This window comes from Aliivibrio sp. S2TY2 (genome assembly GCF_028765525.1).
In the GTDB taxonomy this organism is placed as follows: Bacteria; Pseudomonadota; Gammaproteobacteria; order Enterobacterales; family Vibrionaceae; genus Aliivibrio; species Aliivibrio finisterrensis_A.
This window is the reverse complement of record NZ_JARACS010000001.1, coordinates 20,216-40,875: the sequence shown is the minus strand read 5'-3', so window position 1 is coordinate 40,875 and position 20,660 is coordinate 20,216. Positions and strand designations below refer to the sequence as shown.

The window sequence follows — 20,660 nt, the reverse complement described above, 5'->3', positions numbered from 1 at the left end:
CCTCCTTTTTGTCTATTTATTAGCTAAATACACTATTCTGCAGATATTGCTTTTGATTCTGTATTTTCAAACATTAATAGCGGTTCTGATTCGCCATTAATTACAGATTCGTCGATAACTACTTTAGAAACGCCTTCTTTTGATGGCAATTCATACATAGTATCCAATAATACTGCTTCTAAGATTGAACGAAGACCACGAGCACCTGTTTTACGATCCATTGCTTTTTTCGCAATCGCTTTTAATGCGTCTTCACGGAATTCAAGTTCTGCGCCTTCTAAATCAAATAATGCACCATATTGCTTAGTTAATGCATTTTTAGGTTGGCTTAGTATTTGAACTAAAGCTTCTTCATCTAGCTCAGTCAGAGTTGTAGTTACTGGTAAACGACCAATAAATTCAGGGATCAGACCAAACTTAACAAGATCTTCTGGTTCAATTTGCTTAAATAAATCACCAATGGTTGCTTTATCATCTTTTGAACGAACTTCAGCAGCAAAGCCAATGCCCGTACCTGTAGCAACACGTTGCTCAATCACTTTATCTAAGCCAGCAAATGCACCACCACAGATAAACAAGATCTTAGAAGTATCTACTTGTAAAAACTCTTGCTGTGGATGCTTTCGGCCACCTTGAGGTGGTACTGATGCAATAGTACCTTCAATCAATTTCAATAGTGCTTGCTGAACACCTTCACCAGATACATCTCGTGTAATTGATGGGTTTTCAGACTTACGAGAAATTTTGTCAATTTCATCGATATATACAATGCCACGCTCTGCTTTTGCAGGGTCGTAATCGCATTTTTGTAGTAGCTTTTGAATGATGTTTTCAACATCTTCACCTACATAACCCGCTTCTGTTAATGTGGTTGCATCCGCCATTGTAAACGGTACATCCAAGAAACGCGCTAGAGTCTCAGCAAGCAGTGTTTTACCACTACCTGTTGGTCCGATAAGAAGGATATTACTTTTACCAAGCTCTACGCCATCTTTTGTAGTGTCGCCATTACGTAAACGCTTGTAGTGATTATATACGGCAACCGCTAGTACTTTTTTCGCATGCTCTTGACCAATAACATAGTCATCTAAATGCGCACGAATATTTTGCGGTGTCGGTAATGCTTCACTACTCTCTTTTGGAGACAGAGTATTATCTTTTAGCTCTTCGCGAATAATGTCGTTACATAAATCAACGCACTCATCACAAACATAAACAGAAGGACCTGCAATTAGTTTACGAACTTCATGCTGGCTTTTTCCGCAAAAAGAGCAATATAGTAACTTTCCACTATTTTCGTCTTTACGCTTGTCTGTCATTTGCTAACCTCTTAAACGTTGCCTTTATGCTGTAAGTTTATACTAACTTACCTTCTTTGCTGTAAACGTTACTGCTTTTTTATTAATTAGTCACGCTTATTTAACACAGCATCTACAAGACCGTATTTCACTGCATCATCTGCTGCCATGAAATTATCACGATCTGTATCTTTTTCGATCACTTCTAAAGGCTGACCTGTATGCTCTGCAAGCAATGTATTCAACTTCTTCTTAATCGTTAAGATTTCTTGAGCATGAATTTGAATATCTGATGCTTGACCTTGGAAGCCGCCAAGTGGTTGGTGAATCATCACACGAGAGTTAGGCAGAACATAACGTTTGCCTGGTGCGCCACCTGCAAGTAAGAAAGCGCCCATAGAACATGCTTGACCCATACATACTGTGCTCACATTTGGCTTAATAAACTGCATTGTGTCGTAAATTGACATACCAGCAGTCACAGAGCCACCTGGAGAGTTAATGTATAGGAAGATATCCTTATCTGGGTTTTCAGACTCAAGGAAAAGCAACTGAGCCACAACTAAGTTGGCCATGTGATCTTCAACTTGACCTGTTAAAAAGATAACACGCTCTTTTAACAGACGGGAATAAATATCATACGAACGCTCACCACGTGAAGTTTGCTCAACAACCATAGGAACAAGTGCATCCATAATAGAAGGCATTGCATTGTTTTCTTGATAGCTCATAACCGTATCCCTTATAAAATAAATGGTCCGAATGACGCTTCATTCGGACCATTATTAGCAGATCTTGTGAAACTAAGTCAACTAACTACTTAATTAAATTAGAAATTAAGCAGGTTGTTGATTCATTAGTTCGTTAAAGCCAACTTCTTTTTCAGAAACTTGTGCTTTAGCAAGGATTGCATCGATAGCTTGTTCTTCTAGAGCAACATTACGCATGTTGTTCATCATTTGCTCATTACCTTCGTAGTAAGCAACAACTTCTGTTGGATCTTCGTATGCAGAAGCCATTTCGTTGATAAGCGCTTTTACTTTCTCATCATCAGCTTTTAGTTCTTCAGACTTGATAACTTCACCAAGAAGAAGACCAACAACTACGCGACGTTTAGCTTGTTCTTCGAACAATTCACGTGGAAGCTCAGGAGCTGTGTCAGCGTTGCCGCCAAAACGTTGAACTGCTTGTTGACGTAGTACTTCAACTTCTTGATCAATAAGAGCAGAAGGAACGTCGATGTTGTTTTGCTCAACTAAACCGTTGATAGCTTGTTCTTTGATCTTGTTTTTAACAGCTTGAGCTAATTCACGCTCCATGTTCTTACGAACTTCAGCTTTAAGACCTTCAACGCCACCTTCAGCGCCAAACTTAGCAACGAATTCGTCATTCAGTTCAGGAAGCTCACGAGCTTCAACTTTAACTACAGTGATAGCGAATTGTGCCGCTTTACCTTTTAGGTTTTCTGCGTGGTAGTCTTCTGGGAAGTTAACGTCAATAGTTACTTCTTCGCCAGCTTTCTTACCTTTGATACCATCTTCAAAACCAGGGATCATACGACCTTGGCCCATTTCTAGAGGGAAGTTATCTGCTTTACCGCCTTCAAATTCTTCACCATCGATAGAACCAACGAAGTTGATTGTAGCGCGAGTACCGTCTTCAGCAGCAACGTCAGCATCAGCCCAAGTAGACTGTTGCTTACGTAGTGTTTCTAGCATTTCTGCTACGTCTTCGTCTTTAACTTCAACTTGTGGTTTTTCAACAACAACTTTGTCTAGGCCTTGAAGTGTTACTTCTGGGTAGATTTCAAATGTTGCAGTGAATACTAAATCTTGACCTTCAGCAAATTCTACTGGTGCGAATGTTGGAGCGCCAGCTGGGTTGATTTTGTCTTTAATGATCGCTTCAATGAAGTGACGTTGCATAACTTCACCCATTTTGTCGTTACGAACTGCACTACCGTACATTTTAGCAACCATCTTCATTGGCACTTTACCTTTACGGAAGCCATCAAAGCGACGATTTTTAGCGATATTAAGAAGCTCAGCATTTACAGCGTCTTCAATGTTTGCCGCTGGTACAGTAATAGTTAGAACGCGCTCTAGGCCTTCTTTAGTTTCAACAGTAACTTGCATGTTTATATAAACCTCAAAATCGACTCAGGTTCTCTGAGTTTGCGACAAAAAATACGTGTCGCATCCTTGCGTTACAGGTCTAATAAAATAGAAACCGTAACCCCTATGATTCGTGATACCAATTGGGTATCTTCTTTTATCTGCTTAATATGAATAATAAGTAGATCGCGTACTTTAATTAAATAAAATACGGCATTTAGCCAAGTGGCAAAATAAGACGCGATATTGTAGCGATCTGACCCATCTATGTCGAGACTCACTACACACGTTGATAATCTTTAATAAGAAATTGGGCAATTGGTTAGTCTTTTCAACCCTTTTAACTGCTTTTTTTATTAAAAAAATTCATTTTTATGCTGAAATCTTACTTTTTACAATATCTGCCATCATTTCAATATGTAATTCATCATCATTTAAACATGGAATAAAGGTGTATTTTTGACCACCAGCCTCCATAAATATCTCTTTACACTCTTCTGAAAGCTCTTCTAAGGTTTCTAAGCAATCAGACGAAAATGCAGGACTAATGATATCTAATGATTTAATTCCTTTTGGAGTAAGTTCAGTTAACATCTCTGAAGTATAAGGTTGCAACCACGCTTCTCGCCCAAAACGGGATTGATAGCTCATGCCTATTTGTTCAGATGTTAATCCTAATTCTTGAGCAAGCAATTCTGTTGTTCGTTCACAATGTTTGGCATAAATATCGCCATTATCAACAAAACGCTGTGGGATCCCATGATACGAACATAATACATAATCACCTTTGCCCTTCTTCTCCCATGAAAGACGGATAGATTCAGCAAGGGCTTTAATATAGAGAGGGTGATCATGATAATTATGAACAAGTGAGAAGTCGGGTAACACCGATGTGGTTTTATATTGCTTAGCAATTTGATCAAACACGGCTGCTGAGGTAGTACGGGAATATTGAGGATACAGGGGTAAAATGACTATTTCATCACATCCTTGAGCCTCTAAACGCTCAATCCCTGATTTAATGCTTGGTTCTCCATAAGTCATACCTAGCTCAACTGGCACATTTAAAAATGAATGCAATGCTGCCGCTTGACGTTTTGAATAGACCATTAACGGTGAACCTTCGTCCATCCAAACACTTTCATATAACTTCGCCACTTTAGGCGCTCTTATAGGTAGGATGACACCATGGAGTAATGGACACCAAAGAAAGCGATTCATATCAACAACACGTTTATCATGTAAAAAATCAGATAAAAAGGTTTTTACTGCTGATGTGGTTGGTGCGGTTGGCGTACCTAAATTAACTAATAGCACCCCTGCTTTTTTATTATTCACAGTTATTATCCATTATTGTCTATAAAAAAAGGCGACCGATAAGGTCGCCTTCAATATAACAATAAATTACTGACTACGTAAGATTACGCTAGTGCTTTTTCGATCTCAGCGCTAACTTCAGCAACTAACTTAGTACCATCAAATTTAAGGTACTGAGTTTTACCTGCTTCAGCTTCTTTATTGTAGTAAGCGATAAGTGGCGCAGTTTGCTCATGGTAGATACCTAGGCGAGCAAGTACTGTTTCAGGTTTATCATCTTCACGAATAACAAGAGGTTCACCAGTTACATCATCTTGGCCTTCAACTTGAGGCGGGTTAAATGTAACGTGATAAGTACGACCAGAAGGTAAGTGAGCACGACGGCCAGACATACGCTCAACGATTACTTCGTCAGCAACATCAAACTCAAGAACGTAATCGATAGATACACCGTTCTCTTTTAAACCATCCGCTTGAGGAATTGTACGAGGGAAACCATCTAGTAGGAAACCTTTAGCGCAATCTTCTTGAGCAATACGCTCTTTAACAAGACCAAGGATGATCTCATCAGATACAAGTTGACCAGCATCAATTACAGATTTAGCTTGTTTGCCTAGCTCTGTACCCGCTTTAATAGCAGCACGTAGCATGTCACCTGTAGAGATTTGTGGAATACCATATTTATCCATGATGAACTGAGCTTGAGTACCTTTACCCGCACCAGGTGCACCTAAAAGGATGATACGCATTGTTTTCCCCTTAAAAAATAATCTTGGAATTTATACCAAACCTTACAAGTAAAAATGACAACTACTTATAAACTTAGGTATAAGTTTTATTTATAAAAATAAGTCGTGAAAGATACACGGAACTGATAAAGCTATCAAGTTTGCGATGAAAAAAGCAAAAATAACCGCTAAATAGAGTCTATTTCGTAACAATAAAAAAACAATGAGACCTTAGTGTAAAATGCATAGGTCTCATTGCGTTTATCTAGATTACGGTATTATCTATTATTTAGATAATAATTGATTCATTGCACTTAAAAATTGCGATGGATCATCTAAAGAGCCACGTTCAGCTAACATAGCTTGGCCAAGCAGCATTTCAACCCAACGACCAAATGCTTCTTCATCCGCTTCATCTGCCATTTGCTTGATAAGAGCATGTTCTGGGTTTATTTCAAAAATGTACTTCACTTCAGGAGCGGCTTGACCAGCGGCTTCTAGAAGTTTTGCCATTTGTGTTCCCATTTCAAAATCATCGGTTACAACAACAGCGGGTGTCGTTGCTAGTTTGAAGGTTGTACGAACCTCTTTCACTCGGTCACCCAAGTATGATTTAGTGCGCTCAACAACCGATTTGAACTCTTCTTCTGTTTCTTTTTGCTTTTCTTTTTCCGCTTCATCTTCAAACTTGCTTAAATCTAAGCCTGCTTTTGTGATTGATTGGAATTGCTTACCATCGAATTCAGTTAAGTAGCTCATCAGCCACTCATCGATACGGTCATACATTAGAACAACTTCAATGCCTTTTGCTTTAAATTGCTCTAGGTGCGGACTGTTCTTCGCCGCAGCATAGCTGTCTGCCGTTAGATAGAAGATCTTATCTTGTTCTTCTTTCATACGTTCAATATACCCAGCTAAGCTCATCGATTGCTCTGAACTGTCTTTATCCGTGGTAGCAAAACGCAATAAACCGGCAATTTTATCTTTATTCGCAAAATCTTCAGCCAAGCCTTCTTTTAGTACTTGTCCAAATTCTTTCCAGAAAGTTTGATATTTTTCATCATCTTTCTTCGCTGTTTTCTCAAGCATACCTAGTACACGTTTAGTACACGCGCTACGTAATGACTGAGTCACTTTATTATCTTGAAGAATTTCACGAGATACGTTTAGCGGAAGATCATTTGAGTCAATCAAACCTTTAACAAAACGTAGGTAACTCGGCATAAATTGTTCAGCGTCATCCATAATAAATACACGTTGAACATACAGCTTCAAGCCACTTTTGTGATCACGGTTCATCATATCAAACGGTGCTTTGGCTGGAATATATAGAAGGCTCGTGTAATCGTTTTTACCTTCTACTTTATTATGGCTCCACGTCAGTGGGTCAGCAAAATCATGAGATACGTGCTTATAAAACTCTTGATACTCAGCATCTTCAATCTCTGATTTACTGCGAGTCCAAAGCGCTTGAGCCTTGTTTACTTGTTCCCACTTTCCTTCTTTATCTTTGCCTTCTTCGTCTTTTTCTACAGACCAAAGGGAAACAGGAATACCGATGTGATCAGAGTATTTACCAATCACTTCTTTTAGGCGCCACTCACTTAAGAACTCTTTACCTTCTTCACGCATATGAAGAATAATATCCGTACCGCGAGTTTCTTTAGTAATGTCTTCAATTGTATAGTCACCCTCACCTTCAGAATGCCACTGAACCGCTTGGTCTTTCGCTACACCCGCTTCACGAGTACGGACTGTTACTGCATCTGCAACAATGAACGCAGAATAGAAACCAACACCAAACTGACCAATCAATTGAGAGTCTTTACTTTGATCATCTGATAGTTTTGAAAAGAAATCAGCAGTGCCTGATTTAGCAATTGTACCTAAATGCTCAATCACATCTTCACGGCTCATACCAATACCATTATCAGAAATGGTTAAAGTGTTTGCAGCCTCGTTAAAAGATAATTTAACACCAAGGTCTGCATTACCTTCATAAAGATCACCATTTGATAGTGCTTTGAAACGCAATTTGTCAGATGCGTCTGATGCGTTTGAGATTAATTCACGTAAAAAGATCTCTTTATTAGAATATAAAGAGTGGATCATAAGATGAAGTAGTTGCTTAACTTCTGACTGAAAGCCGCGTGTTTCTTTGTTATTAATTGTTTGTTCGCTCATCTAAAACTCCGAAAATAACAGAATATATTTAACTTATTAATTGAAATAAGGACATCAATACCTCAATTCAAGGTAAAGCAATGTAAAAAACACTGTTTTTTTGCTTTTTTTATACTATAAAATGCGTAATGATAAGTTTTGACATAAAATAGACATTCTAAAAATGATACTTGGATATCATTCATAAGAATCACCATTACTGAGTTAACAACCAATGAATATAGAAAATAACAAAATTATTATTGGCAACCGGTTTCTGTTCGATCCTAACGATAATAGCCTTATTGATACATTAAATGACGATGAGATTATTCGAATTGGGGGGAATGAAAGTCGTGTTTTAAGCCTACTTATTCAAGAACCAGGGAAGGTTGTTAGTCGTCATGAGTTACATGAGTATGTATGGCGAGATCAAGGATTTGAAGTCGATGATTCTAGTTTAACACAAGCTATTTCGACGCTACGAAAAATGCTACAAGACCCAACTAAACTACCTGTTTATGTAAAAACAGTGCCTAAACGTGGTTATCAATTTATTTCAACTGCCGTACATCAAGTCACGGATGATGTGCTAGAAAGCGCAGATGAAAATAATGATTTTTTAACGGATATCGATAACCCAACAATCGATCATCAAGAAGAATCACCTCAAGAGCTCACGGTGAATAGCTCCGCTAAAGAGCAAACTATAAATTCCGTAGCAAAAGAAAATATCACAACGAATCAGCCACAAGCTCACTTATCGTTACTTGGTACGCTAACTCTGATTATCGCTTTTATCTTGCCTATCATTGCTTATGTGAATCACACTCCAAAATCAGACGCATTTATACAAGTAGCAAAATATGACGACGTGCCTATTTTCGTTCCTGTTAACCACCCTAATATCGATAAATGGCAACCTCTGATTGAGCAATGTACTGTCTTTTATAATTCAAACCATGTTGATACGCTAAAACCAATAGAAGTTATTGCGACGAGTGGCCAACCAAATCAAATCACACTGAATTATATTCATAATGAAGAACACAGCGATCAAAGTATTAGTGTCCGATTATTGATTGATCAAAAAGAGGTAGATAAAGTATGTGGTTAAATAGCGAGCAACTTCCAATAGCAAAACGCTTTTTTCCCGTCGCTCTTCTTCTAATATCAATGTTAGGCAGTGGGTGGTTTTATTGGGAAAGCGACAGTAAAGTCGAACAACTATTAACATCTAAAGAATGGCAAAGTATGAGTACCGTTCGTATTGATACTGATTATGATGACATGGGCCCTTTAAAACGCGCTGATATTAAATCAAATGTTGTCTATCTGCCAAATAAGACTTATTCAAAATCATCTACACTGACACTTTTTAGTGGCCAATCTGAGAATGTCCTCCCATTAACGATTAATGTTATGGAAACGGGGAACTGGGATTACAGCGGAGATTACTTATTAATTGACCCTACTGAATTTAAGGATGTTACCGCCAATGATAATAAAGATTTTTCTGGTTCACAGAAAAAATTGATCATGCGCGTATTCAGAATGGATGCTCAACAAAGTAAACGTGTTGATGTGGTTAATGATAAAACATTATTACTGACCAGCTTAAATTATGGTTCAGGTATTCTATTTTCTCATTAAAATAGCTTTCGTTAACTGAACATCACAATAAAAATCCGAGATGGCAATCACCTCGGATTTTTATTGTCTAATCAATAGTCTTCTTACCCAATAATTGATGCTATTTTAGCTCAATGGAATTCAATACATTCCCATCAAAATCAAGAACAGACAAACAACTATCATCAAGTAAACCATAGCTCGGTTTTCCGTCTTCATTACGAGGAAAAGTCGTTGAACCCGGGTTAAAAATAATCTGCTCTCCTTGCCATTCAGCTACCGTAATATGCGTATGTCCATGAACGATAATATCTCCCTTCTTTAATAAAGGACGTTTGTCAGCATTATAAATATGACCATGTGTTAAAAATAATTTCTGCCCCGTAGGCAACAACACAATATTGTAATCAGACATAATAGGAAAAGATAACAGCATTTGATCGACTTCACTGTCACAATTCCCTCTCACTGCGATGATAGACTCTGCGTATTGATTTAATAATTCAGCTACGGCGATAGGGTTATGCCCTTCAGGGATCGGATTTCTTGGCCCAAAATTAATCAGATCACCAAGAAGAATTAAATGATCCGCTTTAGAAGCAGTAAACGCATCAATCATACGTTGAGTCGCAGTCAATGAGCCGTGTAAATCAGAGGCAAAAAATAATTTCACAAGAGTCCTTACAGTATTTAAGAGCCATTTCAAAGCTCAAGTATAAAGGAAAATTCAATGAAAGTTGCCAATCAGTGAACTCTATTTATACTTAACTTAGACGACAGTTATAAATATCTTGCAGGAGACGGGATGAAGATACTCATTACGGGAAGTACAGGGTTGATCGGAAAACAGTTACTGGATCACCTTAAAGGTCATGAGCTAGTGCTTCTGACGCGCAATATAGAAAAAGCTCAATTTTCATTAGCTCATTTAGCTTTGCCTCATGTTGATTTCATTTCGGATCTTTCTACACTTTCCGATCTTAATGATATTGATACTGTCATTAATTTAGCAGGGGAGCCGATTGCTGATAAAAAATGGACCCGTAAACAAAAAAAAATCATCTCTGATAGCCGGTGCAAGTTAACTGAGCAATTGGCACAACTCTGTCTTGCATCCACAACACCACCACGATGCTTTATATCGGGATCAGCCATTGGGTATTACGGGGATAATGGCCAAAAAGATATTGATGAGGAGACTAAGATAGTCTCTGCAGATTTTGCTCATCAAGTCTGCCAGCAGTGGGAAAATAAAGCACTACAAGCTCAAAGTAAAAATACTCGCGTTTGTATCTTACGAACGGGGGTCGTATTATCTCCTTTAGGTGGCGCCCTAAAAAAAATGTTATTGCCTTATAAATTTGGTTTAGGTGGCCCAGTTGGAAATGGAAAACAGTACCTATCTTGGATTCATATTGATGATATGGTTTATGGTATTTTGCATTTAATGACACAAGAAGAAAGCCAAGGTATTTATAACTTAACGGCCCCTCACCCTGTCTCTAATCGCTTATTTAGTCAAACTTTAGCAAAGACATTAAAACGGCCACACTTTCTATTTACTCCAAACATTATCATTAAAGGTATATTAGGAGAAGCTTCTGTTCTGCTAACAGACAGTCAACGAGTTCGACCAAAGCGACTCGTCCATGAAGGATTTAAATTTCGCTATTCTCGAATAGAGTCTGCACTCAAACAGTTATTAAGCTAAAAATTATAATGATTGGAAAAAACAATATTACAAATATGTTAACTCCAATCATTTTCACCAAAATCGAACATAAACAATTAAAAGAGATCACTCATCAATTTTAATTTGTACTCGAATTAATTAAGCCACTCCCCCTAATTCTACCAAAACCCTTCAGCTATAAGCATTCTCATTTAAAATAATTAACTGATGGATTACTCTATCCCAACAAATAAAAAATACAGAATAAACAATGGCATAAGCTTAAGTTTTGTGTATTTGCTTATTTGAGAATTAGATAGCATCATTAATGTTGTGATTTTTACAGTATGGTGATCATTGAGATTTGGATGATTTTTAATTATAGTACTAACGAATTATCAATACGCATATCTTGCGAAGGACTTAAAAATGAATCCCATACTGGAAGTTAAGGGACTGTACAAAGTGTTTGGTGAAGACACTGACCGCGCCTTTACAATGATTGATGAAGGTGCAAATAAGGAAGAAGTTTTTGAGAAAACAGGGTTAACCATTGGTGTTAATGACGTATCTCTAAGTATTCAAGAAGGTGAAATTTTCGTCATTATGGGCCTCTCTGGTTCTGGTAAATCGACCTTGGTACGACTTCTTAATCGCCTAATCGAACCTACCCAAGGCAATGTACTCCTAAAAGGTAAAGACATTGCACATATCTCTGAAGAAGAACTCCGCGAAGTTCGCCGCAATAATATCTCAATGGTTTTTCAAAACTTTGCCCTAATGCCGCACATGACTGTTATAGAAAATGCAGCTTTTGGTTTAGAGCTGGCTGGCGTAGAGATTGAAAAACGTAAACAATGTGCATTAAGTGCATTAGAAAGAGTTGGTCTTGATGTATACGCAGAATCTTATCCCGATGAATTATCAGGTGGTATGAAACAACGCGTTGGCCTAGCAAGGGCGCTTGCTTGCGATCCTGACATTCTATTAATGGATGAAGCCTTCTCTGCTCTTGACCCATTGATTAGAACAGAAATGCAAGATGAGCTTATCCGCCTACAAAATGATGATAAACGTACTATTGTCTTTATTTCTCACGATTTAGATGAAGCCATGCGCATTGGTGACCGAATTGCCATTATGCAAAATGGTGAGGTAGTTCAAGTCGGAACTCCTGACGATATCCTCAACAACCCCGCAAATGATTATGTTGAAGCCTTCTTTCGTGGTGTTAATGTCGCGAACGTCTTAACTGCCAAAGACATTGCTCGTAAAAAACCTGCCGCCATGTTTAAGAAATCAGAACATGATGGTCCAGCATCTGCTCTTCAATATCTAATGGATAATGACAGGGAATATGGCATCGTTGTAGATAAGAGTAGCCTCTATTCTGGCATCGTCTCTGTTGATTCTCTTCGCGAAGCACATAACGACAACAACTCTCTTGTCAGTGCTCAACTTACAGATGGTGTAACACTCAAACCAAACCAAGCTATCAATGATATTTTAGGCGTAGTGGCTAATGTTCCTTACTCTGTACCTGTGGTTGACGAGAGTGGTAAGTATTTCGGTGTTGTGACTAAATCACGACTGCTTCAGACGTTAGATAAGGGGTAGAACGATGTCATCAGAACAAACAAACAATGACCCATGGTCACAAACAGCACCAACAAGCGATGACCCATGGGGCCAAGTTGGCGATACATCAGCCTCGGCTGATTGGTTAAATCATGAAACTATCGAAGTAAATACTTTTGACCCCTTAAATCCCTTTGAGGAAGCCGTACTTCCTGTCGATGTTTGGGTGGAGTCTGGCTTAAACTGGTTAGTTGAACATGGTCGTCCATTATTTCAAGCCATTCGAGTACCGATTGATTTTATCTTAAGCTCTTTTGAAACGGCATTAGTATCAACACCAGCACCATTCATGCTTCTTATTTTATTTTTATTAGCATGGCAATTTTCGAACCTTAAGCTAGGGATCTCAACAGCAGCTTCATTACTCATTATTGGCCTTATCGGTGCTTGGTCTGAAGCCATGACCACTCTGTCATTAGTAATGACCTCTGTCTTTTTCTGCCTACTTATTGGGTTACCTATGGGGATTTGGCTGGCAAGAAGCAAAACCGCCGCAAAATTCGTTCGCCCAATCTTAGATGCAATGCAAACAACCCCAGCCTTTGTTTACCTAGTTCCAATTGTAATGTTATTTGGTATCGGTAATGTACCCGGCGTTGTTGTAACTATTATTTTTGCACTGCCTCCTGTCGTACGTTTAACCATTCTAGGTATTCAACAAGTACCAGAAGAACTAATCGAAGCTGGCCATTCATTTGGAGCCAGCAAAAAGCAAATGCTGTATCGAATTCAACTTCCACTAGCACTACCAACGATTATGGCCGGTGTTAACCAAACCTTAATGCTATCTCTATCTATGGTGGTTATTGCCTCAATGATCGCGGTAGGTGGATTAGGTCAAATGGTATTAAGAGGTATTGGACGACTAGATATGGGACTAGCAGCCGTCGGTGGTTTAGGTATTGTAATACTCGCTATTTTACTAGACCGAATCACTCAAGTATTAGGGGCAAACGCAGGTAATACTAAATTACGTTGGTATAACATGGGCCCTGTTTCTATCTTGCTAAATATATTTACTCAAAAAAAAGAACCAAAAACAGAACTACAACTTAAGGAGAAATAAGAATGATTAATTCATGGAAGAAAGCACTGACAGCGAGTATCGTTTCCACTCTCGCTCTATCATCAAATGTATGGGCAGAAAAACTCCCAGGTGAAGGCGTTACAGTGCAAGCTCTTCAATCTACAGTTGCAGAAGAAACGTTTCAAACATCGATTGTAAACCGAGCGCTTGAAGAGCTAGGTTATGATGTAAAACCAACAAAAGAAGTTGATTACAACGTAGCTTATACGTCGATTGCAAAAGGTGATGCAACTTTCCTTGCTGTTGGCTGGTTCCCTCTTCATGCGGATAAATACAAAATGTCTGGTGGTGATGATAAGTTCTATCGTCAAGGTCAATACGTGAGCGGTGCTGCTCAAGGTTACCTAATTGATAAAAAAACCGCTGAAAAGTATGGCATTACAAACATTGGGCAATTAAAAGATCCTAAATTAGCGAAATTGTTTGATGCTGACGGTGATGGCAAAGCAGATCTTACTGGCTGTAACCCGGGTTGGGGTTGTGAAATGGTGATCGAGCATCAAATTGGAACTTACCAACTTGAGGACACTGTCACTCATAACCAAGGTAATTATGCCGCAATTATTGCTGATACGATTTCACGTTACAAAAATGGTGAACCTATTCTCTACTATACTTGGACTCCTTACTGGGTAAGTGGCGTATTGGTTCCTAATAAAGATGTAGTCTGGTTAGAAGTACCTTTCTCATCACTTCCGGGGGATCGTAAAAATGTCGATACCACATTATCTAATGGAAAAAACTACGGCTTTGAGATGAACTCAATGCGTATTATCGCAAACAAAGAATTTGCGGCTCAAAACCCTGCTGCTGCTAAGTTATTTGAGATCATCAAACTGAACATTAATGACGTCAGTGCACAAAATATGATGATGAGTAGAGGAAAAAACAGCTCTGCTGACATTCAATCCCATGTGGATGGTTGGATAAAAGCAAACCGAGCACTGTTTGATTCTTGGTTAGCTGAAGCGAAAAAAGCCGCTATCTAAATCTAATAACGACATCCACTTAAATATAAACAAAGGCCGATGGGATCTACCATTGGTCTTTTTTATATCAAAAATCCAGCAATAGAAATACAGCGTTATTGTATAATATGGTCATCATTTATTAGGGATAAGAGTTAATGACACGAACTATATTCATTACAGGCTGCTCAACAGGCATTGGTTATACTGCAGCCCATCAATTACAAAAGCATGGCTTTAACGTTATCGCTTCTTGTCGTAAAAAAGAAGATATAGAACGATTACAAAGTGAAGGATTAACTTGCCTCTATTTGGACTATAGTGACCCACAAAGTATTACTGATGCTGTCACTGAAGTAATAAGACTTACTGATGGAAAATTATACGCATTGTTCAATAATGGTGCATATGGTCAAGCCGGAGCGCTCGAAGACCTACCCCGAGAAGCATTAAAAGAGCAGTTCGAGTCAAATTTCTTTGGTTGGCACCAATTAGTCACAGAACTGCTTCCTGTAATGAGAAAACAAAAGCAAGGTCGTATCATTCAAAATAGTTCAGTGCTAGGTATTGTAGCAATGAAATATCGCGGAGCTTACAACGCATCAAAATTTGCTATTGAAGGATGGACTGACACATTACGTTTAGAGTTATCAGAAACAAACATAAAAGTCAGCCTAATTGAACCAGGTCCAATTGAAACCAAATTCCGTTCTAATGCATTGAAAGCATTTAAAAAATGGGTAAACATAGATACCAGTTACCATAAAGAAAAATACCTTATTCAACAACAACGACTTGAAAAAGAACAATCTGGTAGTGCTTTTGTCCTCCCTACAGATTCTATTATCCCTCCCCTACTTCACGCACTTAACTCATCAAGGCCAAAAACTCGTTATCGAGTCACCTTTCCAACTCATTTATTTTCGGTTCTGAAACGATTATTACCAACAAAGTGCTTAGATATGATCTTAAATAAGAGTGATTAACCTAACTTTATAGTGTCATCGCTGTGTAATAATTAATAAATGTGAGAAAAGAGTAAAAATGTAATATTAGTGTCATATTAGAATCGTATATTCATTCTATCCGGTAGATGGTGTTTTTTCGGGGGGGAATATGACACTAGGTAAAATCAACTGGATCTGTGTGAGTGTTGCGGTTGCGGTATTCATACTGATCTAATAGCCACTTACACTTAGAAGAGCCACTATAAGTCAATTATAGTGGCTTTCTTCTTTCTATTTCCTTGAAAATCAATATAACTCCCCATATATCTATATGAAGAATACATACTGTTTTTAGGGAAAGATCATGCAACCAGAACATAGCGTTGAACTAAACGAACAAAACTTCCAACAAATTTTAGAAAGCTCAATGCAAACCCCTGTGCTAATCCACTTCTGGGCGCCAATGAGCCAAGAAAGTATTGCTGTTATTCCTGCCTTACAACAACTTTCCCAGCAATATGGTGATGCCGTAACTCTTGCTCTACTTAACTGTGAAGAACAGCAAGGTCTTGCACAACAATTTGGTGTTCAAACGCTACCAACGATTGCTTTATTTAAAAACGGCCAAGCGATTGATGGTATGGGAGGGCCTCAAACGATTGAAGCCATTCAAGATATGCTAGGTAAACATCTACCGAGCCAAGAAGAACTTCAATTAGGTCAAGCATTTAAACTGGTTGAAGAAGGTGAATATCAAGCAGCACTTCCTACATTACTCGCTCTTCTTGAACACTTTGGCGGTAATGGTCAAATAAAACTGCATATCGCACAGTGCTATATTGAAACCCAAGCATTTGATCAAGCAGAGGCTGTTCTTTCTGAAATATTAATGCAAGATCAAGACAGCAAATACAAAGAGTTAATTGCTAAGCTTGAACTACATAAACAAGCAGGAAGCAGCCCAGAAATCCAAGCATTAGAAGAAAAATATAACGCAGATCCTAGCAATAATGCGTTAGCTTTAGAGCTTGCGATTCAATACAGTCAAGTCAGCCGACAAGAAGAAGCACTAGATATTTTGATGGCAGCGTTGCTAAAAGATCTTAACGCGCAAGATGGTCAAATTAAGAAAACCATGATGGATATATTATCTGCTCTTGGTCAAGGAAATCCTGTCGCAGGTAAGTACCGTCGTCAACTTTATTCTCTTCTTTACTAACCTATTGAGTAGTAAACCTGTTGCTGTTATTTCTAATGGCAGCAGGTTAATCCTTTAATAATAGGACAATCATGGCCTTCATCACCTGGACAAGCATCGGCTAAATCTAATAATGTCTGCTTCATTCCTTTTAGTTCCTGAATTTTTTCTTCGATCTCTGCAACTTTTCCCAACGTTTTTGCTTTTACGTCTGCACTTCGACGATTAGGATTATTTGATAAACTTAATAGTTCTTGGCACTCTTCTAAGCTAAATCCAACTAATCTTGAACGTCTAATTAATTGTAATTCCTCTACCTGAATTTTAGTATATTGACGATATCCATTAGCACTCCTACTTGCTTCTTTTATCACTCCTTTACTTTCATAAAACCGAATGGTTTTCGCTGTTAGTCCTGTTAACTTCGCTACTTCACTAATATTCATAGTTTTATCTCATTTAATATCTTGACCTTCCATTTACTGTAAGGTTTATTATTCGCAATATCAAGAATAGTTAACGAGGTTATTATGAGTCAGGAATTTACTCTTCCATTGTCAGGATTAAACTGTGGTCGTTGCATAGCAAAGGTTGAACAAGAGCTTGCTAATAACCCAAACATATCTCAATACTCAGTAACCAAAACAGAATTAACTCTGATAACAACACTTCCTTATCAAAGCATCGTAGATATTATTGAGAAGCTTGGCTATTTTGTTCCTGAAGCAAACACGACACCACTGAATTCTGATAATAAACAAGACTCAAATAAACAGACTAAGCCGATTATCAAAACGACCAAGCCAACTCCCACGATAAATGATAAAACAACTCAATTAATACTATCAGGAATGACTTGTGCCAGTTGTGTCGCTTCTGTAGAAAGCATCATTTCAACAGTGGGTCATGTAGAATCAGTAACCGTTAATTTGGCTGAGCGAACCGCTCTTATTCACGGCAATATCAACGTAACAGAACTAATTCAAGCAATTGAAGCTGGTGGCTATGGTGCAGAATTAAGTTTAAATGAAGACCAACGTCGTGCTAGACAAAAAGAGTTATTCTTAAAAACCATTGCCACACATAAAAAAAACACCATCATCTCTCTTATCATAGGTGCACCATTAATGCTTTGGGGTGTCTTTGGTGGAAATATGCAAATCACCACAGTAAATGACCAATTGGCTTGGGGGCTTATAGGTTTAATTTGCTTAGGTTTACTGCTCACTGCCGGTAAGCATTTCTATGTGAACGCATGGAAAGCCTTTACCCACCATAGAGCAACTATGGACACCTTAGTCGCATTGGGAACCGGCTCTGCTTGGCTTTATTCTATGGCTCTGGTTATCTATCCTGAGTTTTTTCCACTGCAAGCTCGTCATGTTTATTTTGAAGCAACGGCAATGATCTTAGGTTTAATTACGTTTGGAAATTTAATAGAAACTAAAGCTCGTAATCGCACCTCTAATGCAATAGAAAAACTGCTAGATCTTCAACCACAAACCGCAACCGTATTACAAAATGGCCAAGAAATAACCCTGCCAATTGCTCAAGTGATTCAAGGAATGATCATTAAAATCAAACCGGGTGAGAAAATACCTGTTGATGGCTCAATCATCAGTGGAGAAAGCTACTTAGATGAATCTATGCTAACAGGTGAGCCTTTACCTTGTTTAAAATCCAAAGATGATACCGTTCATGCTGGCACCATTAACCAACAAGGAAGTTTTACTTTCATAGCAACAAACGTGGGTGAACACACCATGTTAGCTCGTATTATTTCAATGGTTCGCAATGCTCAAAGCAGTAAACCTAAATTGGCAAAATTAGCTGACCAAATATCATCGGTATTTGTCCCAAGCGTTATGATCATTGCGATTATATCTGCTTTAATTTGGTATAACTTTGGGCCAGAACCTACCTCTAGTTACATGCTGGTTGTTGCAACAACGGTACTGATTATTGCCTGCCCTTGTGCTCTTGGTCTTGCCACACCAATGTCGGTAACGGTAGGTATAGGTAAGGCCGCCGAGTTCGGCGCTTTAATAAAGGATGCTGATGTGCTTCAAACAGCAAGCACAATCGATACTGTTGTTGTTGATAAAACCGGAACATTAACCGAAGGTAAACCAACCGTAACCAAAGTGACTGCTTTTAATCATCATTCAGAAATGCATGTTATTTCATTAGCTGCAGCGGTTGAAAGCCACTCTGAACACCCTTTAGCTCAAGCAGTTATAAGCCATTTAGAGAACAATACTTGGCCTATTATCGACAGTAGTGAATTTATCGCTCAACTAGGATTAGGGGCTTCTGCTCTGGTTAATGGTGATACGGTTTATATTGGTAATCATACTTATCTAATGGAAAACAGTATTGATATACCAACCATAGCTATTTCACCATCAGCAACACCACTGTATGTCGCCAGTAAAGGTGAGTGTATTGGAGTTATCGAAGTCAGTGATTCCATTCGCACAGACTCAGCGTTAGCCATTGAACAATTAACTCAACTTGGTATTGATGTGGTTATGCTTACTGGCGATCGTAAAGAAACCGCTCAGTACGTTGCAAAAGAACTGGGAATTACCCAAGTGATTGCAGGAGTTCTTCCTGATGGAAAAGCTCAGGCGATTCAAACCTTACAAAACCAAGGCAAAAAAGTTGCCATGATTGGTGATGGTATTAATGATGCCCCTGCTCTCGCACAAGCGGAGGTTGGCATCGCCATGGGTAATGGTAGCGATGTGGCGATTGAAAGCGCCCATCTTACGTTGATGAACCACTCACTACTAACTGCTGTAAGCGCTATAGAGTTATCTAAAGCCACAATAAAAAACATGAAGCAGAATCTATTTGGTGCTTTTATCTATAACACTGTCGGCATTCCTATTGCTGCTGGTATTTTATTTCCATTTACTGGCATGTTATTAAGCCCAGTGGTTGCAGGGGCTGCAATGGCATTATCTTCAATTACTGTCGTGACTAATGCTAACCGACTACGACTATTTACTCCTCGTTCTCAACGAGTTACTCATAAATAATAAAGGAGCATCGCATGATTAATCTAATTGGTATTGCTCTAATTATTGCCATTATCTACTGGTTTTGGCTATCACCTAATTCAAAATAACCTTTGGAATCTTCACAATGAAAAAAGTAAAAACACTCACTTTAACTTCTCTAATGTTAATGAGCTCAACAGTATTTGCAGCAACTGAAGTCACCTCTTATAAATCCCCTTACTGTGGTTGCTGTACTGAGTGGGAAGAACATATGAAAGATAATGGCTATGACGTAAACACAGAGAAGCATGAAGATATGGCCGCAATAAAAGAAAAGCTAGGTGTCGATCCTCGCCTTGCCTCTTGTCATACAGCTGTAATTGATGGTTATGTATTTGAAGGACATATCCCGGCATCAGATATTAAAAACTTTTTAGCCGATCCTAGAGATTTTAAAGGTCTCGCTGTTCCTGGTATGCCAATGGGCTCTCCTGGCATGGAATATGGTGACCAAAAAGATAAATACCAAGTGGTTGCATTTAAAAAGAATGGAAAATTAGCGTTATTTAATACCCATAATTAGGGTCATATCAATAGATTGTCATGAATCATAAATGGTGTTGAATGATACCAATACCATTTATACCAATCGTGCTAAACAACTGATCATCCTAGCTAGTAGCTGGCTAAAATGCAAAAAAGCCGCATCATTTCTGATGCGGCTTTCTTAAAAGTGGTCGGTGAAGAGGGATTCGAACCCCCGACCCTCTGGTCCCAAACCAGATGCGCTACCAAGCTGCGCTATTCACCGAGCTGTTAACTAAAGACATTGTCCGTGTCAACGAGGGCTATAATACTGCTCAGGATTTTTTTGACAAGCATTATTTTCATTT

Annotated in this window: 19 protein-coding genes and 1 tRNA gene; 10 read left to right on the top strand and 10 right to left on the bottom strand. The window is 38.5% G+C overall.

All coding sequences use genetic code 11. The annotated features are described in order from the left end of the window. Positions 1 to 32: 32 nt before the first annotated feature. The 7 genes from clpX to htpG form a co-directional block, all read right to left on the bottom strand. Positions 33 to 1,319 carry an ATP-dependent protease ATP-binding subunit ClpX gene (gene clpX, locus PVK63_RS00195; RefSeq protein ID WP_130043101.1) on the bottom strand — a complete coding sequence of 429 codons (1,287 nt, stop codon included), beginning with the start codon at positions 1,317 to 1,319 and terminating at the stop codon, positions 33 to 35. Positions 1,320 to 1,405: 86 nt separating this feature from the next. Then, entirely contained in the window at positions 1,406 to 2,029 is a 624-nt protein-coding gene (clpP, locus tag PVK63_RS00190) for an ATP-dependent Clp endopeptidase proteolytic subunit ClpP (protein ID WP_012549607.1), read from the bottom strand. Between the two features lie 105 nt (positions 2,030 to 2,134). Then, positions 2,135 to 3,433 carry a trigger factor gene (gene tig / locus PVK63_RS00185; protein WP_130048082.1) on the bottom strand — a complete coding sequence of 433 codons (1,299 nt, stop codon included), beginning with the start codon at positions 3,431 to 3,433 and terminating at the stop codon, positions 2,135 to 2,137. Positions 3,434 to 3,504: 71 nt separating this feature from the next. Next, the gene (locus tag PVK63_RS00180; RefSeq protein ID WP_130048083.1) at positions 3,505 to 3,693 is read right to left on the bottom strand and encodes a hypothetical protein; all 189 of its coding nucleotides are present in this window, start codon (positions 3,691 to 3,693) and stop codon (positions 3,505 to 3,507) included. A 91-nt stretch (positions 3,694 to 3,784) separates the two neighbouring features. Next, positions 3,785 to 4,750, bottom strand: a complete 966-nt coding sequence (gene hemH, locus PVK63_RS00175; RefSeq protein ID WP_130043099.1) for a ferrochelatase — start codon at positions 4,748 to 4,750, stop codon at positions 3,785 to 3,787. 83 nt (positions 4,751 to 4,833) lie between these two features. After that, positions 4,834 to 5,478: an adenylate kinase gene (gene adk, locus PVK63_RS00170; RefSeq protein WP_130043098.1), complete on the bottom strand. Its 645-nt coding sequence runs from the start codon at positions 5,476 to 5,478 to the stop codon at positions 4,834 to 4,836. Positions 5,479 to 5,742: 264 nt separating this feature from the next. Further along, a complete protein-coding gene (gene htpG, locus PVK63_RS00165) occupies positions 5,743 to 7,641 on the bottom strand; it encodes a molecular chaperone HtpG (protein WP_130048085.1) in 1,899 nt (632 codons plus the stop codon). 214 nt (positions 7,642 to 7,855) lie between these two features. On the opposite strand from htpG, the gene PVK63_RS00160 reads away from it, so the two are divergent. Then, positions 7,856 to 8,737, top strand: a complete 882-nt coding sequence (locus PVK63_RS00160) for a winged helix-turn-helix domain-containing protein (RefSeq protein ID WP_130086606.1) — start codon at positions 7,856 to 7,858, stop codon at positions 8,735 to 8,737. Next, positions 8,728 to 9,273 (top strand): regulatory protein ToxS, encoded by a 546-nt coding sequence (locus tag PVK63_RS00155; RefSeq protein WP_130043095.1) that lies wholly within the window; start codon positions 8,728 to 8,730, stop codon positions 9,271 to 9,273. Before PVK63_RS00160 ends, PVK63_RS00155 begins: the two co-directional genes overlap by 10 nt. 100 nt (positions 9,274 to 9,373) lie before the next feature. On the opposite strand, the gene yfcE is transcribed toward PVK63_RS00155, so the two are convergent. Continuing rightward, complete coding sequence (yfcE, locus tag PVK63_RS00150; protein ID WP_130048087.1) at positions 9,374 to 9,925, bottom strand: phosphodiesterase; 552 nt, start codon at positions 9,923 to 9,925, stop codon at positions 9,374 to 9,376. 132 nt (positions 9,926 to 10,057) lie between these two features. On the opposite strand from yfcE, the gene PVK63_RS00145 reads away from it, so the two are divergent. From PVK63_RS00145 to PVK63_RS00120, 6 genes are all read left to right on the top strand, one after another. Further along, complete coding sequence (locus tag PVK63_RS00145) at positions 10,058 to 10,963, top strand: TIGR01777 family oxidoreductase (protein WP_130048088.1); 906 nt, start codon at positions 10,058 to 10,060, stop codon at positions 10,961 to 10,963. Between the two features lie 390 nt (positions 10,964 to 11,353). After that, a complete protein-coding gene (gene proV / locus PVK63_RS00140; RefSeq protein WP_130043092.1) occupies positions 11,354 to 12,541 on the top strand; it encodes a glycine betaine/L-proline ABC transporter ATP-binding protein ProV in 1,188 nt (395 codons plus the stop codon). Positions 12,542 to 12,545: 4 nt separating this feature from the next. Further along, entirely contained in the window at positions 12,546 to 13,628 is a 1,083-nt protein-coding gene (gene proW, locus PVK63_RS00135; protein WP_130086605.1) for a glycine betaine/L-proline ABC transporter permease ProW, read from the top strand. Positions 13,629 to 13,630: 2 nt separating this feature from the next. Continuing rightward, entirely contained in the window at positions 13,631 to 14,638 is a 1,008-nt protein-coding gene (gene proX, locus PVK63_RS00130) for a glycine betaine/L-proline ABC transporter substrate-binding protein ProX (RefSeq protein ID WP_130086604.1), read from the top strand. A 137-nt stretch (positions 14,639 to 14,775) separates the two neighbouring features. Then, complete coding sequence (locus PVK63_RS00125; RefSeq protein WP_130086603.1) at positions 14,776 to 15,603, top strand: SDR family oxidoreductase; 828 nt, start codon at positions 14,776 to 14,778, stop codon at positions 15,601 to 15,603. 325 nt (positions 15,604 to 15,928) lie between these two features. Further along, a complete protein-coding gene (locus PVK63_RS00120; RefSeq protein ID WP_130048092.1) occupies positions 15,929 to 16,783 on the top strand; it encodes a co-chaperone YbbN in 855 nt (284 codons plus the stop codon). A gap of 32 nt (positions 16,784 to 16,815) precedes the next feature. On the opposite strand, the gene cueR is transcribed toward PVK63_RS00120, so the two are convergent. Continuing rightward, positions 16,816 to 17,208 carry a Cu(I)-responsive transcriptional regulator gene (gene cueR, locus PVK63_RS00115; RefSeq protein ID WP_130086602.1) on the bottom strand — a complete coding sequence of 131 codons (393 nt, stop codon included), beginning with the start codon at positions 17,206 to 17,208 and terminating at the stop codon, positions 16,816 to 16,818. 84 nt (positions 17,209 to 17,292) lie between these two features. On the opposite strand from cueR, the gene PVK63_RS00110 reads away from it, so the two are divergent. Next, on the top strand, positions 17,293 to 19,806 hold the full coding sequence (locus PVK63_RS00110) for a copper-translocating P-type ATPase (protein WP_130086601.1): 2,514 nt from the start codon (positions 17,293 to 17,295) through the stop codon (positions 19,804 to 19,806). A 106-nt stretch (positions 19,807 to 19,912) separates the two neighbouring features. Next, positions 19,913 to 20,350 carry a DUF411 domain-containing protein gene (locus PVK63_RS00105; RefSeq protein WP_130086600.1) on the top strand — a complete coding sequence of 146 codons (438 nt, stop codon included), beginning with the start codon at positions 19,913 to 19,915 and terminating at the stop codon, positions 20,348 to 20,350. Positions 20,351 to 20,501: 151 nt separating this feature from the next. Here the strand turns inward: PVK63_RS00105 and PVK63_RS00100 are convergent. Next, a tRNA-Pro gene (locus PVK63_RS00100) sits at positions 20,502 to 20,578 on the bottom strand. Positions 20,579 to 20,660: the final 82 nt, after the last annotated feature.

Coding starts and splice junctions, on each gene's coding strand:
- clpX (WP_130043101.1), bottom strand. CDS start 1,319: ATGACAGACAAGCGTAAAGACGAAAATAGTGGAAAGTTACTATATTGC.
- clpP (WP_012549607.1), bottom strand. CDS start 2,029: ATGAGCTATCAAGAAAACAATGCAATGCCTTCTATTATGGATGCACTT.
- tig (WP_130048082.1), bottom strand. CDS start 3,433: ATGCAAGTTACTGTTGAAACTAAAGAAGGCCTAGAGCGCGTTCTAACT.
- adk (WP_130043098.1), bottom strand. CDS start 5,478: ATGCGTATCATCCTTTTAGGTGCACCTGGTGCGGGTAAAGGTACTCAA.
- htpG (WP_130048085.1), bottom strand. CDS start 7,641: ATGAGCGAACAAACAATTAATAACAAAGAAACACGCGGCTTTCAGTCA.
- PVK63_RS00160 (WP_130086606.1), top strand. CDS start 7,856: ATGAATATAGAAAATAACAAAATTATTATTGGCAACCGGTTTCTGTTC.
- PVK63_RS00155 (WP_130043095.1), top strand. CDS start 8,728: ATGTGGTTAAATAGCGAGCAACTTCCAATAGCAAAACGCTTTTTTCCC.
- PVK63_RS00145 (WP_130048088.1), top strand. CDS start 10,058: ATGAAGATACTCATTACGGGAAGTACAGGGTTGATCGGAAAACAGTTA.
- proV (WP_130043092.1), top strand. CDS start 11,354: ATGAATCCCATACTGGAAGTTAAGGGACTGTACAAAGTGTTTGGTGAA.
- proW (WP_130086605.1), top strand. CDS start 12,546: ATGTCATCAGAACAAACAAACAATGACCCATGGTCACAAACAGCACCA.
- proX (WP_130086604.1), top strand. CDS start 13,631: ATGATTAATTCATGGAAGAAAGCACTGACAGCGAGTATCGTTTCCACT.
- PVK63_RS00125 (WP_130086603.1), top strand. CDS start 14,776: ATGACACGAACTATATTCATTACAGGCTGCTCAACAGGCATTGGTTAT.
- PVK63_RS00120 (WP_130048092.1), top strand. CDS start 15,929: ATGCAACCAGAACATAGCGTTGAACTAAACGAACAAAACTTCCAACAA.
- cueR (WP_130086602.1), bottom strand. CDS start 17,208: ATGAATATTAGTGAAGTAGCGAAGTTAACAGGACTAACAGCGAAAACC.
- PVK63_RS00110 (WP_130086601.1), top strand. CDS start 17,293: ATGAGTCAGGAATTTACTCTTCCATTGTCAGGATTAAACTGTGGTCGT.
- PVK63_RS00105 (WP_130086600.1), top strand. CDS start 19,913: ATGAAAAAAGTAAAAACACTCACTTTAACTTCTCTAATGTTAATGAGC.